The following is a 17,348-nucleotide window of genomic DNA, read 5'->3' on the forward strand; positions in this document are numbered from 1 at the left end:
CATTCGCAGTCGGGAGAACTGACATCGACTCACTCCCCGGCTGTCATTCGGCCCATCCCCCGTCCCCAGATGTCGCCGACGGTATAGCCGACAGGGAACGGATCGTCGGATTCGAGGACGAGCTGGTGGAACCCTGTGATCCACCCGCGACCGCTGATCGTCGGCACGATCCCCGGAAGACCGCCCACGGATGTCGTCTCCTTCACCTCAGCGGTGAAGGTCGTGCCCATCATCGATTCGTGAACGAACTTCTCCCCGACGGCCAGCTCTCCCTTGGCATACATAGCTGCCACACGAGCGCTGGTTCCGGTTCCGCACGGCGACCGATCGAATGTGCCTGACCAGGTGCTCGGATCATCAAGGTCGACCTCCCCGTTGGGCAGGACCACGGCATTGCGGCCGTGAGTGCCCTCGGTTCGCGCCGGTCCGTGGATCATCGGCAGAGCGATCGAGTCGATCTCGGGGATGAGCGGATGGAGAACGTCGAACGCATCGTCGGCGGCTTTCCTCATCACCGAGGCGGCCCGGACGATCTCCTTCGCGTTGGCCGGCTCGAGGTCGATGCCGAAGTGCTCTGCCTTGGCTTGAACATAGAACTGTCCCCCGAAGACGATGTCGACGGGAATCGATCCGTAGCCGGGAACCTCCAGCGGCAGATCAAGACCATGGACGAACGCGGGCACATTGTCGAAGGTCACCAGTGTGGCCCTGCCTTCTTCCACGCTTGCGCGCACCGTGACGATCCCGACCGCGGTGTCCACGCGCAGAGTGGTGATGGGTTCGAGGACATCGATAGCCCCGGTCTCGATGAGTGCGGTCACCGCGCAGATGAGATTCGATCCCGACATGGGTCGGAATCCGCCCTGTTCCATGACGATCATGCCGAAGTCACAACTGAGATCTGCCGGAGGGACGATCAGAGGCGAGCAGAGCCCGGGATATCCGCGAGGCTCCTGCAGGACCAGTGTGAGCAAGTCATCGAGATGGTCACGACAGTAGCGAAGCCGCTCGACCATGGTCGCACCCTTGACTCGCAGACCGGAGCCCATGAGGACTCGACCCGGTTCACCAGCCGCGTGGACGTCGACCGTCTGAATGAGCTGCCTATTGGCCATAGTGTCGGTACCTCGTTCGAAAACAGTCGACGGTCAGGCGACGGTCTCGAGGCCTGCGGCACTGAGGAGGCCTCGGAGCTCCTCCCGATATTCCGTCGCCAGTGGCAGAATCGGAGCGCGCGTCGGACCTGCCGGCATCCCGACGAGTTCGACACCGGTCTTCACTCCGCAGGCATAGCTGTGTGATTCGAGGAAGACACATATGGGGTGAATCTTCTCCCACAGTTCCCGCGCTCGGGGAATGTCAGTGTCGATGGACAGCGCGTTGTACAGATCGACACACAGTCGGGGAATGAAGCTGGCTGCTCCCCACACACCTGCATCGGTTCCGAGTGCGAGCGCTGCGAAGGTCAAGGTGTCACAGCCGTTGATAGCTTGGATGTCATCGGACTGGTCGAGATAGACGGAGGTGAACTTCGAGAAGTCGCCGCTGGTGTCCTTGTAGCACGCGACTCCTCCTTCCCGCCCAAGTCGGCCGAACTCTTCAGCACTGACGTCAAGCCCGGTGGCATCCGGAATGTTGTAGAACATGATCGGAATGTCGACGACGCTCGAGACTGCCCGGTAGTGAGCGATGGTCTCTTCGATTGACGGAGTGTCGTAGAAGGGAGGGACGATCATGAGAGCATCGGCACCTGCTTCTTCGGCATCGCGGCTGAGCTCGATCGTCTCTGCCGTTGAGAGTGCCCCAGTTCCCGCGACCACGGGCACACGCCCACCTGCCGCTTGAATGTAGGCGCGGTTGCCTACTTTGCGCTCCGCGACAGTGAGTGCGGTGAATTCTCCGGTTGAGCCGCCCGGCACCAATCCGTGGACGCCGTTCGAGATCATATGCTCGACCTGAGCCTCGATACCGGCGATATCGATCTCGCCGCCGTCAGGGCTGAACGGGGTGATGCATGCGGCATAGATGCCGGTGAAGGTGATTGACATGAGTTTGGCCTTTCAACTGGTGGCTGTCGTTCAACAGTGGACGAGGAGCGGGAATCGATCAGAATCGCTGTGGTGATATCCGCGCAAGGAGATCGGGACTGAGGTTGGATCTTCGATCGAGCATGATGTCGGTGAGCACCTTCGCCGAGGCGGGCGCCAGGGTCAGCCCCAACATCGAATGGCCGGAATTCACAAAGACGTTCTTCGCCGTGCCCAGATTGCCGATCACGGGAAGCCCGTCCGGTGTCATCGGCCGCGAGCCCGCCCACGGAGCCTGCTCACCGGTCGGTGCATCACCCCAGTCACGGAAGGATTGTCTGGCAGCACGGCGAATGGCTTCGACGCGGACGTCGTTGACGTCGTCATCTCGGCTGCCGAATTCCATCGTCCCCGCCAACCGAAGCATGCCGTTGAGTGGGGTGACTGCGACCCTGGTGTCTTCGAGAGTCAGTGAGGTTCTCAGTCTTATCGGCGCCGGAACGTAATCGATGCTGTACCCCTTGCCCGAATAGATGGGCAGTCTGCGTCCGAGCTCGCCCAGAAGTGCACCGGTCGGCACGCCTGCGGCGACGACGACGGCATCGGCAGCGATGACCTCCGCGTCGGTGGTGACGATCGCAGTGACAGTGTCACCCCTGCGCACGAAGCTTCGCACGGTCGCTCCTTCGCGCACTTTCACACCGATGTCGCCCAACTTCTTCAGCAGTCCGCGGGTCAGCGAGTCGGGTTCGATCTGACGATCGGTGGGAAAGAACATCCCGTGGCGAATTCGGTCGCTCAGTGCCGGCTCCGCCTCCAGCAGGTCATCGCCGTGGAGTTCTTCGGCGACGTGACCAGCCGTTGCGAACGCCTTCAGGGTCTGAGCGTGTTCTTCGAATCGAGCGGTCGTCTCAAATGCCAGGAGCACTCCCCTAGCATGCATCTCGAAATCGATGCCCTGGCGCTGATAGTCATCGAAGAGCGCATTCGCGTCTTCACCCATGCGCAGGTGCACGTCGAGACCTGCGTCGAAGTCCTTGGCGTTGCAGCGTTGGGCCATCCGGAGCAGAAACTTCAGGTATCCAGGTGCCAAAGACGGTTTGATCGACAGGGGGCTGTCGGGCCTGAGCATCCATCTGATGCCCTGCAGCAGGACACCTGGCCCGGGAACCGGAGTGCTCTCAGCCAGTGCCACTTTCGCCGCATTGCCATGGGATGCTCCGGCGCCGCACTTTCCTGCTTCGAGAAGCGTGACCTCGCAGCCGGCAGACGCCAATTCATAGGCGCTGGCCAGGCCCACCACTCCACCGCCGACAACGACTGCCTTCATACAGGTCTCCCTCAATGCCGACCGCGACCGACGTTGGTCGCAGCTTAAGGATTGTATGACAATCCCTTGAGGATCACGCTACGCATTCGTGGTGATCGCGTCAATGCTCTTTCGCGCAGAGTTTCCCAAGGGCCTGCGCCTCGGAACGGCTGATGCCCCACTGAATTCTGGGAACAGCCAGTCGGTCAGTCAGTCGCTCGATTCAGGCGTCAGCAAGGCGAGTTCCTGGGCGCTGTCCATGGTGTGAACGTCCAGGGCTGTCCGAATCTGCGCGGAATCACCCGTGCGGATCGCGCGCATCAGCGCCGCATGGATGGCATGAGCCCGCGCAGGATTCGTCCGGGTGAATTGGTCATAGGCCAAAACGATCGTCATCTGCGCTTCCATCACCGGCCAGATACGCATGAGCAGGTAGTTGTCCGCCGCTTCCCAGATCCCCCGGTGGAATCGCACGTGCGCCTCATGCAGGGCCAGAGGGTCCGATTCTGCGGTAGCCCTCTCGAACATCCGCCACGCGTCTTCCAGCGCCTCCATCCTCCGGCCGGTCTTGTCGGCAAGGATCTCGCTGATCGCCTCGGTGTCCAGGGCGACCCGGATTCGAGCGATGTCGAGCAGAGAATCTGACTGGATATCAGCTACCCGAAGGCCACGGTAGGCCTCCTGGATCAGAAAGCCGTCCCTCGCCATCTGATTGAGTGCCTCGCGAGCGGTCGGACGGCTGACGTCGAGAGAGGACGTGAGCTCGGCTTCGATGATGCGCTGCCCCGGCCGGATCTCACCGACCACGATTCGTCGTTTGATCTCATCAACGACGCGCTGCCGGCGCTCCGTATTGGAAGCAGGAGCCTGCGCCGTGCCGCCGGAGGATTTTTGCAGGGCACCCGACCTGGGAGCGCCTGCCGATGCGTGCTCGATATCGTTTTTCGCTGATTCCGATGAGTCCACTCCGGCGCCTCCTGATCGATATCGATTGTCAAGTCCGGTCAAATTGCCGGACCGGGTCAGACAGAGATGACCCTGCCAGTGACGTTTCCTTCGACGGAGCGCACGAACGCCGCAGCGACCTGCTCGTCGGTCACCGGAACCATCCCCGCGAATGCGTCGTGGAAGTGAGGAGAGTTCGCCAGCACATTTGGGCTGACTGCATTGATACGGATGCCGCGCGGAAGTTCTGGGGCAGCGGAGATGACGAATGATTCGACAGCGCCGTTGACCAATGCGGCCGCAGCTGCCGTCGGCACAGGCTCTCGGCTGAGCACACCGGTGGTCACCGTGATCGATCCGCCGTCGTTGAGATAGTCGAGGCCCTGCGTGACGAATTCAACCTGCCCCAGAGCCTTCGACGCAAAGGCGCTCATGTAGTCCTCACGTGTGAGCTCGGTGACCGGCTTGAATGCCGCAGAGCCCACCGCCACAACGATGGCATCGACTCGTCCGACAGCTTCGAGCAGCGCGGCAATCGATTCAGGATCCGAGGTGTCGACGCCAGGCTGAGTCGATCGGGATGCTGAAACGACGTTATGCCCACGCGCCTCCAACTCGGCTCGAGCAACCCCTCCGACGTGCCCCGCGGCTCCAACCAGCAAGATCTTCATGACACTGACTCCTCGTAGTTGCATTGAAATACCACTCAAGATTGACTGACAATCCTGAGCCTAGGGGATGACGAGCAATCACACCAGGGATGGGGGCGCCGCTCACCTCTGACTCCAGGGTGCGAGCAGACGAAAACCCCCGTCTGACCGGTGTTTCAATGGTCAGACGGGGGCAATTCACAACGCGGAGTCGGAGGGATTTGAACCCTCGGTCCCCAGTTCAAGGGACTTCACCTTAGCAGGGTGACGCTTTCGGCCGCTCAGCCACGACTCCAGATACTGACTCGACACCTCTCCTCAAAGAGGGCACCGAACCTGCAGTTTGCACTACGGGGAACAGCCTATGCGAAACCAGCGGCGAAGAGCAAAGCGTAGCGACAAAGAGTGGCCTTGATCATAATCCGGCTAGTGTCGGATCACCGGAAGAACGGGGATGGTGACCAGGTTCCTGTGCTCACATACACGCGAATTCCAGCATTCATCAATCTACGGGCGTAAAATCGACCTGAAGTGCTCAGCGGTTTGCTCTCTGACGGGTTTGGGAACGATGCTACGGAGGTGCGCCCTGCGCTGGCATCGATCATGATGCGCGCCCATGGCCAGCATCGTGAGCAACGCACACAGCACGAGACGTAAACCTATGAGGAGTTAAGAACTTGCCAGAGATTCCCCCTGACAAGCAAGGGCCGAATGGGAACGACCCCAATTCTCGCCCTGCTGGTCACCGTCTCCGCGCTTCTTCTCGTCCTCGATTCCGCGGTGATGCAACAGCCAGTGAGGATGAATCGACCTCACTTCGTCCGTCATCGAACTCGCAGTCGAAGCCACAGCGGGCCTCCCCACAGTCGCAGAGCTCAACCAGGCAGCCTCAGAACTCAGCTAGGTCGCAGAACTCAGCTAGGTCGCAGAATTCGGCCGATGCGCGCCGTCCGGCCTCCGCCTCACAGCAGCCGAGCTCCCCAAACAACCAGCCGAGCTCCCCGAGCAGCCAGTCGAAGGCACCGACGCCTCGTCCAGTAGCTCCACGCACTCGCCGCGAAGCACGGATGCTTCGTGCCGCGGGTGCCAGCAGTGCCTCCGCCGCAGGTGTGGCATCTGCCGCCGAGGCCCAGGAACGCAATGCCAGCACACCGGAGCAGACCACCTCCGCACCTGAACCAAGACCCGACAATGCCGCCTGGCCCGCCGATACACGCAACCGCGGCCCCGCCTCGGCGAGGGCATCAGCAGGCAGAGTCGCTGAGGATGCAAGCGCAGCACCACGGCGCAGAGACACCCGAACGGAGGAAGCGGCAAACGCCGCCGAGACCTCGCGCGCACGGCGCCATTCGTCGCGGGTCGGAGAAGCCTTCCCCAGCCTCGTCGGCTGGACCTCACTGAGTACCCTGCTGCCAGGCATCGGACTGCTGCGCACACGATTCCGGCCACTGGGCTTCATCCTGCTCGGCGGCTTCGTCCTCACCTTCCTCGTCGCCCTCGTCTATGTCCTCATCAAAGGACCGATCCGCGCGTTCGGCACCGTCGTCTCAAGTCCGACGATGCTGACCTTCCTCGCGATCATCCTCGCCATCATCGGCGTGATCTGGGTGCTTGCGATCGTGATCTCCCACTTGGGGCTGCGCAAGGGACACCGCTATGCCCCGTGGCAGAACAAGATGGCCGGCGTGCTCGTCGTCTCGCTCGCACTCATCGTCGGCATCCCCCTCGGCGTCGGTTCGGTCTACGCACGAGTCCAGGGCGATACGGTCTCCAGCCTGTTCGGCGACAGCACAGGACATGCCAAGAGCGCCGAGGACCTATGGGCCGACAAACCCTACATCAACGTCTTCCTGATGGGCCGCGACAACGGCGATGACCGTGAGGGCACACGGCCCGATACCATGCTCGTCGCCTCGATCGACACGAAGACCGGCAATACCGCACTGATCTCCGTGCCGCGTAATCTCGCGTTCCCGATCTTCCCCGAAGGCAGCGAATTGGCCAAGAGCTGGCCCGACGGGTTCCGGCCCACGGGTCAATCGTCGGTCGACCTCATCAACTCCGTGTGGCAGTGGGGCGAGGAGAACAAGGATGACATCGGAAACACCCATGGCCTGGAACCGGGCATGTTCACCACGATGCAGGCCGTGGAGGGCTCACTGGGCCTCAACCTCGACTACTGGGCGGCCGTCGACATGGCCGGGTTCGAAGACGTCGTCGATGCCATCGGCGGCGTGAAGATCGACGTCGAACGTCCCATCCCCATGGGCGGCGGCAAGTCGATGTCCGGAGTCGCGAACGATGTCTACGGCTGGGTCGATCCAGGCCCGCAGACGCTGAGGGGCAAGGACGCACTCTGGTACGTGCGCTCACGTGAAGGCAGTGACAACTACGACCGTATGTGCCGTCAGCAGCGCATGATCAAGACGACCCTCGATCAGGTCGATCCCCGCGAACTCGCCACGGCGTACCCCAAACTCGCGAACTCGGCGACCAAGAACATCGCCACCTCGATTCCGCAGAACGAGGTCCCGGCCTTCATCGAACTAGCGATCTCGATGCAGAAGGGCGACGTCACGACGGTGCAGATCAACAACGACGTCACCCCCACGTACGACCCCGACTTCGACGTCCTCCACAAGTGGATCCTCGACGAGGTCAAGGGCGCGTCCGAGGGTGAGGAGACGCCCAAACCGACTAATACTGCAGCCCCGGACGAGAAGAAGGACACCGCCGAGGAGGAGCCCACGGAAGAGGCCCCCGCCGAGGGAGCAGCGGCCGAGGAGACGCCCGCCGGAGAAGAAGGTGGTGAGCCCACCGAGACCACGAAGCCCGGCGAACCCAACGCCGAAGGCAAGTGCTACCCGAAGGGGTTCAAGCCCGGCGACGACTTCCCCGGCTATCCAGGCCCGGGAGCCGGAGATGAATGGTGACGACGTCCTCGCCACAGTCGGGAGCCGGACGCTCACCTGAGGCGCACTCACCTGCTGCAGAGGTTCCAGACCCGCAGGCCCATTCGGTGGCGATCATCGGCGCCGGGCCCCGCGGGATCTCGGTCCTCGAGAGACTCGTCGCCCTCGCCGCCGAACGGTTCTCGGGCGCAGGTACCCCGCCGACGGTCGTCATCCACCTCATCGATCCCTATCCTCCGGGCGCGGGAATCGTCTGGCGTACCGATCAGCCCGAGACCCTGCTGATGAACACGACGATCGCCGAGCAGACGATCTTCCCCGACTCCAGCTGTTCGTTCGTCTCCCCCGAAGGCACGTCCGATCGGTTCGGCCCGAACATGGCTCAGTGGTATCGAGATGAGGGCGGAACGGACCCCGTCGATGCCACGTTCCCCACCCGGACTCTCTACGGCCGCTATCTGCGCGACGCCTATGCTCGCATCCGCGACACGGCACCTGACTTCGTCACGATCGTCGAACACCCGACCAAGGTCGAATCGGTCATCGATCTCCCGCCCGTCACGCCTTTGGGTCACACGTCCACGGACCCTGAAACCGTGCCGCCGCAGCTGGTCCGCTGCGAGGACGGAACCGCCATCATCGCCTCGGCCGTCGTCCTCGCCGTCGGCCACATCCCCAGCGCGCAGACCGAGGAACGTGCCCGGCTCGCGGCCTTCGCACAGCGCACCGGCGGACTCTACATCCCACAGGGCCTGCCGGCGGAAGCTCCCGTCGCTGAGGTGGCACCCGGCAACCGTGTCATCGTCCGTGGCATGGGTCTGAACTACTTCGACCTGCAGACACTGTTCACACACGAACGCGGAGGCCGCTTCGACCCGGATCCCGACATCGCGGGCGAGCTGCGCTATGTGCGCAGCGGTGAGGAGCCTCGCCTGCTGCTCGGCTCACGCCGCGGCGTTCCCTACCGCAGCAAGCCCATCTGCCAGGCTCACCCTCGCTCACCTTGGCCTCTGCGCTACTTCACGCGGGAGAACATCGCACTGCTGGCCGGCCTCGACGACCTCGACGGTGACCGCAAAGCGGGAGCACGTTTCAACGACCAGCTGTGGCCGCTCATCCTCGCCGACCTCCGTCTCGCCTACTACAGCACCCTGTCCCGGATCCGTCCCGAGGCGTTCGCCGGTGACCCTGGACAGCTGCGTGAAGCTATCGCCGAAGCGGTGTCCCGACACCTGACCAGGCGCACCTGGCAGGAGACCCACCCGGAGGCACACGAGTCCACCGATGTACATGCTGGGAACACTGACGCCGCTGGCGAGTCTCGACAGCGCGAAGCCGCCGAGGCTGCACGCCAGGGCCGCGTCACCCGTGAAGCCTTCGCCTGGTCGGAGATCGAGGAGAGCCTCGTCCCCGACCCCGCTCACCGGATGTCACTGCACGAGCTGCTCAACCCGCTCGAGGGACGAGAGTTCGATAGCCGAGGCCCCAGGGAGGCGAACTCCCTGCACGAGTGGATGCTCGACTTCCTCCGCGCCGACCTCCACGATTCGCTGGCCGGTCCCGAGGGCAGTGCCGAGAAATCGCTGTTCACCGTGCTCTGGCAGTCTCGGCTGCTGCTCAAAGAGCTCATCGTGGCAGGCCATATCGACCCAGTCAGCATCGACATGGAGATCTGCGGTTGGTTCGAAAGCTTCGTCTCCGGCATCTGCGACGGCCCTCCCCCGCAGCGCATCGCTGAGCTTCTCGCCCTGGCCGAAGCCGGCCTCGTCGAGTTCATCGGCCCGGACATGCGCATTGAGGCGAATCCCGATGTCTCTGCACCTGCGGACGGGAGGCCCGCGGTTGCGGGCGGGGATCCGCTGCCGCAGATCTTCACGGTCACCTCGGCGCAGGTCGCGGGCGGCGTCACGGGCAGTGTCGTCATCGATGCTGCTTCACCGACGAACGCAGTGTCCCGGGCCGCCGATGTACTGGTGCACGGGATGGTCGACCGCGGCCAACTCACTCCCGCCCGACTGACCTTGGACGACGGTCGTGAGAAGTTCCTCAACGGGCTGTCGCTCACGCCGCGGCCCTACCGCACGATCGACGTCGACGGCACCGTGCACCCCCGCCGTTTCGCACTGTCCATTCAGCTCTCCTCCGTCCAGTGGGGTCTGGCGATCGCCGCGAATCCCCATACGAACGCAGCAACACTGAACGATTCCAACGCCGCAGCCGCGGCCATTCTCGACCTCATCTGATGGTTCCGCTGGCCCGGGGCCCCAGACGGGAATCAGCCGGCGCAGGCGGTCGGGAGAACGTTGACTCCTCAGGCGGCGTGGCGCCTACGCGGGTCTCCCCTAGGCATCGGCCATCTCGAGGGCGGCTTCGGGCTTGGTGGTCCTGGCTCGCACGATCGCGAGCAGGGACATCACGACTCCGATGATCGCCCAGGCCAGCAGGCCACCATAGGCGGCACCCACTCCGGTGGTTCCTGCGGTGATCGCGGCGAAGCCGTTCATCGCCGGCGTCAGCGGCAGGATCGGGGCAATGAAGTCGAAGAAGCCGGGCACCGCGCCGATCGTCCGTCCGGCAACTGCGAGGACCACTGCGATCACCGATAGGAACCTGCCCACGCCGCCGAACCACGCCACCAAGGCGAAGTTGAGCACCATGAACACCAGCGCGGAGACGAACGTCAGGACCGCGATGTCGAAGCCTTGGACGGCACCGATGTCCAGCACGCTCACCGCCAGGATCGACAGCACAAGGGCCTGCAGCAGTCCTACGATCACGCCCGGCACCAAGCCGCGCAGCCAGACTGCCACTGAGGACTTCGTTGAGAGCAGGGTCGAAGCCGGGATCGGCTTGAGCACCGTGTAGGTGACGAGTCCGCCGACCCACAAGGCGAGCATGATGAGCAGCGCGAGCGTCGACCCCTGCAGCACATCGCCCGCTTCGGAGGAGCTCGGCGCTTTGATGTTCTGAGAGGCGACGGTGGAGAGCTTGTCACGCTCCGGGGCCGAATAGGAGGGGACTTCGTCCGCACCCTTCTTCACACCGTCGGCAAACTTGCCGACGCCTTGCGAATACTTGTCTGTGCCCTCGGACAGGGTACCCAGTCCGCTCGCAAGGTCAGAGGTGCCGGTTGCGGCAGTGGAGACTCCTGTCGTGTACTTGTCGAGTCCGGTGGAGAACTCACCGAGTCCATCGGAGAGCTGTCCTGCACCGTCGTCGAGTTCGCTCGAGCCATCGGCGACCTTGGCGATTCCGTCACTGAGCTCCGGCATGCCGTCGGCGAGCTTCTGATTGCCTTCGGCGACACCGGAGGCCCCATCACGCAGACCCTTCGAAGCCTCGAGCAGCTTCGGAGCATTCTTCGAGATGTCCTCCATGCCCTTGGTGAGTTCGCCGAGGCCGTCTTCGAGGCCCTTGACGAACTTGCTCATGCCGTCGCTGAGTTCACCGGCGCCATCGGCGAGCTTGTTCGCGCCGCCGAGCAGCGACTCCCCGTCCTGTTTCTGCTCCAGACCGTCGACGGCGCTGTTCAGTCCGCCCGAGGTGCCGTTGAGGAGCCCCTGAGCGTAGGCCTTCTCGATGCCGGCGCAGACCTCATCCGGTGTGCCGACAGGGCACATCTGAGCGCGTGCCTGATCGGCCTCTTCCTGGGTCATCATGCCCGCCGACACCAGCGAATCGAGACCGGTCACGGTTCCGCTCTTGGCGAGCTGATCGGCTTGGTCGGCGCCTTCCTGGAGACCGTCGCGGTACTGGCCGAGACCGGATGACAGGCCTTCGGCACCCTCGGAGACACCCTTTGCGCCCTTGTCGAGGTCCTTGCCGCCTTTGACGAGATCATCGATTCCACCCTCGCCGGAGCCCGAGTCACCGGAACCGGCGAAGCCCTTGATGATCTGGTCGATCGACTTCGTGTACTCGTCGACTCCCCCGGAGAGCTCTCCAGCGCCGTCGGCCAGTTTCTGCGTGCTGTCGGGCAGGTCCGCTGTCGACTTCTTCATGTCCTGCAGACCGCCCGAGAGCTCGGCGGTGCCCTTCGACAGTTCACCGGCGCCCTTGGACAGGTCTCCGGCTCCCTTGTTGAGTTCAGATCCTGAGGAGTCGAGCTTCTCCATACCATCGGAGAGTTCGCCCGCACCGCTCGCGGACTTCTTCGTCCCCTTCGCCAGGTCCTCGCCGCCGTCATCGAGTTCACCGGCGGCGTCTCCGAGGTCCTTCATCTGATCACCCATGTCGTTGAAGCCGACATAGATGTTGTCGAGATAGGTCTCGGTCATCTGCGTGTTGAAGGTTGTCCGCGCCACCCCGGCAACCGACTGCGCGATCTGGGTGTCGGCGGCCGGAGCCACCCCGGAGACATCGACGTCGAGCTGCGTCTGAGTTGCGGACTTGGCGTCGCTGACCGAGGTCACAGCCCTGGAAAAGCCCTCGGGGATGGTCAGGGTCGCAGCGTAGGTCCCATCGGACATGCCCTTCTCGGCATCGTCTTCATCGGTGATGACCCAATGGATGTTCTTGTCCTCTTCGCCCACAAGCCCACTGGTCAGCTGCCGGCCGATCGGCACGGTCTCACCATCAACCTCGGCGCCGTCATCGTTGTTGACGATCGCGGCCTCGATCGTATCGAGGCGGTCGGTGCTGTTGTACGTGGCCAAAATGAAACCAGCAGCCACGATGATCGGGATGAGCACCAGGCCGAAGAGGGACAGCCAGGTCACTGGCCGTTTCGAGTTCGCACGTTCGAGTCTCACGACTGCACGCCTTCCATTTCGCTGCGACCGGCGGCGTGGGCTTGCACGCCGCCGTTGTCATTGTCGGTTCCACGCTCAGCCTCGGGCTTAGCCTCATCGAGGTCGAGGTGGAAGTAGTTCGTATTCGGGGACAGGATCCCTGTGACGTCGCCGTCGGGCAGACCCAGCACGATCGCCGTGCCCTCGGCCTGCAGATCAAAGACAAGATCGCGGAGATCGCGACCGTCCCGGCCTCTCTCGTCGGCCAGTGCGCCTGCTTCGCTGATGATGAGCAGATCCGGCGCCGAGGTGGCCAGCTGTGAGAGCTCGCGTGCCCCTGGCATCTTCCCCGGCCCGTTCTCATCGAGGTCGAAGTACGGAACACGACGACGGACCCGTCCGGCATGTTCGGGCAGGACCATGTCTCCGATCTTCATCTCACCGGCTGTCAGCCCAACGCGACCGGAGAGGGCCAGCAGGAGCGCCTTGCGCGCTTGGCCGCTGGCGACGAGGATCTGGCCCGGTGAGAGGGAGATGTCGACCTGGGCGAATCCGCGCCGGCCCGAGCGCACAGCGATGCCGCGGCCATAGACCCGGTAATCGGAGTCCGGCTCCGGCCAGTCCCGCAGAGCCACCTCGTGAGCCAGGCCCTCTCCTTCGACATCGAGTCGAGGCAGGATGCGGTCGAGCCATTTCGGCAGCCACCATGCCTTGTCGCCGAGCATCTGCATGATGGCAGGCACCAAGGACATGCGCACCAGGAAGGCGTCAACGAAGATACCCGAGGCCAGAGCGAGTGCGATGGACTTGATGATCGGCTCCCCCGCGGGAACGAAGGCGGCGAAGACGGAGAACATGATGATCGCCGCTGCCGAGACCACTCTGGCAGAAGAGGCGAAGCCGGCTTTGATCGCGCCCCGCGCACTCGCCCCGTGGACGTAGGCCTCGCGCATGCCGGAGACGAGGAACACCTCGTAGTCCATGGCGAGCCCGAACAGGATGCCCATGACGATGATCGGCAGGAAGCTGATCACCGGCCCTGTCGAATCGATGCCCATCGCTGACGCGAAGAGTCCGTCGTGGAAGACGAGGACCACGGTGCCGAAGGAGGCGAAGACGGACAGGAGGAAGCCACCGGTGGCCTTGATCGGCACCCAGATCGAGCGGAAGACCATCATGAGCAGGATGATCGAGAGTCCGACGACGAAGATGCCGAATGGCACCAGCGCCTTGCCGAGCTGATCGGAGACGTCGATCTGGATCGCCGTGGCACCGGTGACCGCGGTTTCGAAGCCGTCCTCGTCCTCAATGTCCGCACTCAGGTCCCGGAGTCGGTCGACGGTGTCGAGTGTCGCCGGATCTTCGGAGCTGGTGGTGGGGATGATCTGGAACAGAGCTGTCGTCGCATCTCGGTTCGGGGTGGCGAGGATGACCTGGTCGACGCCTTCGACGTCTTCGATCTCGTCTTCGATCGTCTCGACGTCGTCAAGAGGGTCATCAGAGGTCACGATCTCGCTGGTCATAACCAGCGGTCCGTTGAAGCCGGGGCCGAAGTGCTTGTCGATGAGGTCATAGCTCGTTCGGGCGGGAGTGCCCTCCTCCTGGCTGCCTGCAGTCGGCAGGGAGAGTTGGAGGTTGGAGGCGGGGATCGCGAACAATGCGAGTCCGCCGACGATGATCACGACCGTCAGCAGCGGAATCTTCGTCACTACGTGCAGCCAACCAGCGAAGAACTTGTTCATGATCGTCTTCGGGTAGGGTTCACCGGCCTCAGCCTCCGCCTCGGCGGCAATCGATGACCGGGAGACGGAGTCGTCCACCTTCTTCTGTGCGGTCGCGAACGCCCGGCGGTAGCGCTTCGTCGGCTTGGGGGTGATCTTCTCCTTGACCAGTCCCAGCAGCGCGGGAACCATTGTCAGGGAGATCAGCACGGCGACGACGACGGAGCCGGAGGCGCCGATGCCCATGACGGTGAGGAACGGGATTCCAGCCAGGGACAGTCCGAGCAGCGCGATCATCACGGTCATGCCCGCGAAGACGACAGCCGATCCGGCAGTGGCGACGGCCCGTCCTGTGGCCTCGAGCGGATCGTGGCCCTCGGCCAGGAGTGCCCGGGCTCTGGAGACGATGAACAGCGCGTAGTCGATGCCGACCGCCAGGCCCAACATCAGCGCCAGCATGATCGAAGAGGAGTTGACTGCACCGAAGGCTGTGGATCCTACGACCAGGAGAACGGAGATGCCGACGCCGATGAGCGCTGTGATCAGCGGCATGCCGGCAGCGCGGAAGGAGCCGAGGGTGAGCAGCAGGACGATGAAGGCGATGACGACGCCGATGCCTTCAACCCAGGAGATCTCCACACCGGTGATCTGGAAGAGCTGGCCTCCGCCTTCGACCTGGGAACCCTCCGGCAGGGCGTCGCGGAGCGGATCCAGCTCCTCGAGAAGCTGGTCGGGGGCCGCTTCGCCGACCTCCTGCTGGGTGCCGTCGTACTGGACGGAGATCATCGCAGCGGACTCGTCCTCGCTGATCGCGCCCTTGACCATCTTGTCGAACGGCGATGTCACGGCGTCGACGTGCGGGAGGTCTTCGAGCCGATCGACTTCCTTCTCGATCTCGTCCTTGTACGCGGAGTCCTCGACGGAGTCGCCGTCGGCGGCGACGACGATGACAGATGCGCCCACACCTGAGGCTTCCGGGAAAGTCGTCTCCATCGAATCGAGTGCGACCTGGGCTTCGGACCCGGGGAGGGTGAAGTCATTGTCGAAGTCCTTCGCGAAGGCTGCGACACCGGCGCCGACGAGCCCGAAGATCACCAACCACCCAGCGATGAATCGGATGGGAGCGCGATAGGCACGGCGACCCAGAGCGTACAGGAATGTTGACACGAAGACCTCGATACAAAAGTGTATTGGATACAGTAATGTATTGTTGTTGACTCAGTGCCCTCAGCGCAAATGCATCAGGAGTTTCTTAAAGATTCCCATCGGATGCCCAGGACGACACCGATGCGCAGGGGCCACACCAGCACCGCCCCTGCGACAGCAACACCGCCACACCAGCACAGCGACCGCCACGACGATGAAATGTTCGATGAATACAGACAATCTCAGCGCCCGCAGACGGCAGACCCGATCCACCTTGGTGGAGGCGGGCATGTCCGTCTTCGCCGTCAAGGGCATCGATGGGGCTTCGATCGAGGAGATCTGCGAGGCCGCCGGGTTCACTCGAGGAGCGTTCTACTCGAACTTCTCCAGCCGCGACGATCTGGTACTGGCCACGATCGAACAGCGCACCTCCCACGACCTCGACCTGCTCGACGCCACCATCGAACGCTGGCGCGATCGCCTCAACTCCAGTCGGCCCGAGGACATCGAGGGATTCCTCACGGAGTTCATCGACGACACCTTCAGCCAGAAGAGGGCCACCGCCGCCGAGGTGATCGCTGAGCAGGAGATCCAGCTGTACTGTCTGCGCACGCCCGACCTCTACCCCCGGTACGCGGAGCTGAGCTCTTTCCAGATACAGCGGATCCAATCGCTGATCGAGAACGCCATCGGCTTCGCGGAAGCCGCCTCGACGATTCCGCTGAAGGACCTCATCGAAGCGCTCACCGCCGTTCACACGCAGTCTTCTCTGCGCGCGGCTGCGGGGAGGGAACTTCACGAGGTCGTCGAGATCGATTCGACGCAGATGGTGCGGATCCTCAGTCGGCTGCTCGACTTCTCGCAGAAGGCCTAGGCTCGGACGGCGAACGCCCAGGACCGGCGCCAAGGCACTAAAGTGGTGGCCGTGAATGAACTTCAGCGCGAATACTACGCCTTCATCAACAACATGGATGTCCGCCTCGGCGCCTTCGTCCTCGCCGACCTGCCCGAGACCTTCGATAAGGAAGACGGGGAGACGGTGCCGTTCCCCAAGGATTTCGGTCCCAAGTCTCTTCCGATGCTCGAGTTCTTCGTGCTTTCCCGCTTCTCCTCCCCCGACGAGGTGATCGACCCCGAGAACCGCAGATTTGTCGAGGGCCTCATCCGCTACCTCGGCGAGACCTATCTCCGAGCGATCGGCGGAGCCTGGGATCACGACGAGGAGACCGGAAACGGGATGCCGTTCATCCGCCCGGACACGGAAGAAGGTCCGCTGAAAGGTGAACCCATTCCCATCCTGGCGATCATCCTTGCCGCAGTCGATGCCAGGACCGCCGAGGTCTTCACGGCCGTCCTGTCCAAGGCCCGCGAGAACCTCGGCGGTGACGGCGCGCCGAAGCGCAGCTGCACCGGCCTGGCGATGGGGATGCTCACCGCTGAGAACTCCAGCGAAGAAGAGGTCGAGTTCCTCTCCCGCTTCATCGGCACCGTGGAACCGGGCATCGCTGCCTGGACCCAGGAGCAGGCCGATCCGTCGTCATGGGAGTTCGGGCGCGAGGCACTGGTCCGGCTGGGTAAGCAGCTCAAGGCCCGGTACGATTCCCGCGATGAGATGATGACGGAAGACGAGACTGAATTCGTCGCCGGAGCGATGCGCTTCATCGGCGAGACCATCCGGCGGATCGGCTTCGGACAGTGGCGATACGGCGCGCACCTCGAGGCCGATGACCCCCGCGGCAGGCAGCCATTCATCCGTTTCCGCGTCGGCGATCAGAACCTCGACATGGTGCCGTGGCGCCTGGCTCAGACAGCGCTGGATGATTCGAACTCGATCGCCTCCGGCCTCGACACGATCATCTCGATGCGCGAAGAAGAGGCCGCAAGCGAAGCCGCTGATGCCTGACGTTC

Annotated in this window: 11 protein-coding genes and 1 tRNA gene; 4 read left to right on the top strand and 8 right to left on the bottom strand. The window is 63.4% G+C overall.

Translation table 11 applies throughout. The annotated features are described in order from the left end of the window. Positions 1 to 29: 29 nt before the first annotated feature. From ACE03M_RS13470 to ACE03M_RS13495, 6 genes are all read right to left on the bottom strand, one after another. Positions 30 to 1,115 (bottom strand): proline racemase family protein, encoded by a 1,086-nt coding sequence (locus ACE03M_RS13470; RefSeq protein ID WP_485934428.1) that lies wholly within the window; start codon positions 1,113 to 1,115, stop codon positions 30 to 32. Between the two features lie 33 nt (positions 1,116 to 1,148). Then, positions 1,149 to 2,048: a dihydrodipicolinate synthase family protein gene (locus ACE03M_RS13475; RefSeq protein WP_485934429.1), complete on the bottom strand. Its 900-nt coding sequence runs from the start codon at positions 2,046 to 2,048 to the stop codon at positions 1,149 to 1,151. Positions 2,049 to 2,106: 58 nt separating this feature from the next. Continuing rightward, entirely contained in the window at positions 2,107 to 3,357 is a 1,251-nt protein-coding gene (locus ACE03M_RS13480) for an NAD(P)/FAD-dependent oxidoreductase (RefSeq protein ID WP_485934431.1), read from the bottom strand. 189 nt (positions 3,358 to 3,546) lie between these two features. After that, the gene (locus ACE03M_RS13485; RefSeq protein WP_485934433.1) at positions 3,547 to 4,302 is read right to left on the bottom strand and encodes a GntR family transcriptional regulator; all 756 of its coding nucleotides are present in this window, start codon (positions 4,300 to 4,302) and stop codon (positions 3,547 to 3,549) included. Between the two features lie 56 nt (positions 4,303 to 4,358). Next, entirely contained in the window at positions 4,359 to 4,952 is a 594-nt protein-coding gene (locus ACE03M_RS13490; RefSeq protein WP_485934435.1) for a short chain dehydrogenase, read from the bottom strand. Between the two features lie 185 nt (positions 4,953 to 5,137). Further along, positions 5,138 to 5,226 (bottom strand) — tRNA-Ser (locus ACE03M_RS13495). 772 nt (positions 5,227 to 5,998) lie between these two features. Between ACE03M_RS13495 and ACE03M_RS13500 the strand changes: the two genes are divergently transcribed. Together ACE03M_RS13500 and ACE03M_RS13505 are read left to right on the top strand one after the other, a co-directional pair. Then, positions 5,999 to 7,864: an LCP family protein gene (locus ACE03M_RS13500; protein ID WP_485934436.1), complete on the top strand. Its 1,866-nt coding sequence runs from the start codon at positions 5,999 to 6,001 to the stop codon at positions 7,862 to 7,864. After that, on the top strand, positions 7,858 to 10,086 hold the full coding sequence (locus ACE03M_RS13505; protein WP_485934437.1) for an FAD/NAD(P)-binding protein: 2,229 nt from the start codon (positions 7,858 to 7,860) through the stop codon (positions 10,084 to 10,086). Before ACE03M_RS13500 ends, ACE03M_RS13505 begins: the two co-directional genes overlap by 7 nt. Before the next feature lie 99 nt (positions 10,087 to 10,185). Here ACE03M_RS13505 and ACE03M_RS13510 read toward each other — a convergent pair whose 3' ends face one another. Next, positions 10,186 to 12,594, bottom strand: coding sequence for a YhgE/Pip family protein (locus tag ACE03M_RS13510; protein WP_485934439.1), 2,409 nt, complete (start codon positions 12,592 to 12,594; stop codon positions 10,186 to 10,188). Then, positions 12,591 to 15,461 (bottom strand): MMPL family transporter, encoded by a 2,871-nt coding sequence (locus ACE03M_RS13515; RefSeq protein ID WP_485934440.1) that lies wholly within the window; start codon positions 15,459 to 15,461, stop codon positions 12,591 to 12,593. Before ACE03M_RS13515 ends, ACE03M_RS13510 begins: the two co-directional genes overlap by 4 nt. 205 nt (positions 15,462 to 15,666) lie before the next feature. Here ACE03M_RS13515 and ACE03M_RS13520 point away from each other — a divergent pair, with 205 nt between their 5' ends. Beyond that, entirely contained in the window at positions 15,667 to 16,314 is a 648-nt protein-coding gene (locus ACE03M_RS13520) for a TetR/AcrR family transcriptional regulator (protein ID WP_143920798.1), read from the top strand. A gap of 51 nt (positions 16,315 to 16,365) precedes the next feature. Next, entirely contained in the window at positions 16,366 to 17,343 is a 978-nt protein-coding gene (locus ACE03M_RS13525; protein WP_485934441.1) for a hypothetical protein, read from the top strand. Positions 17,344 to 17,348 lie beyond the last annotated feature (5 nt).

This window comes from Brevibacterium sp. AGC70 (assembly GCF_057334195.1).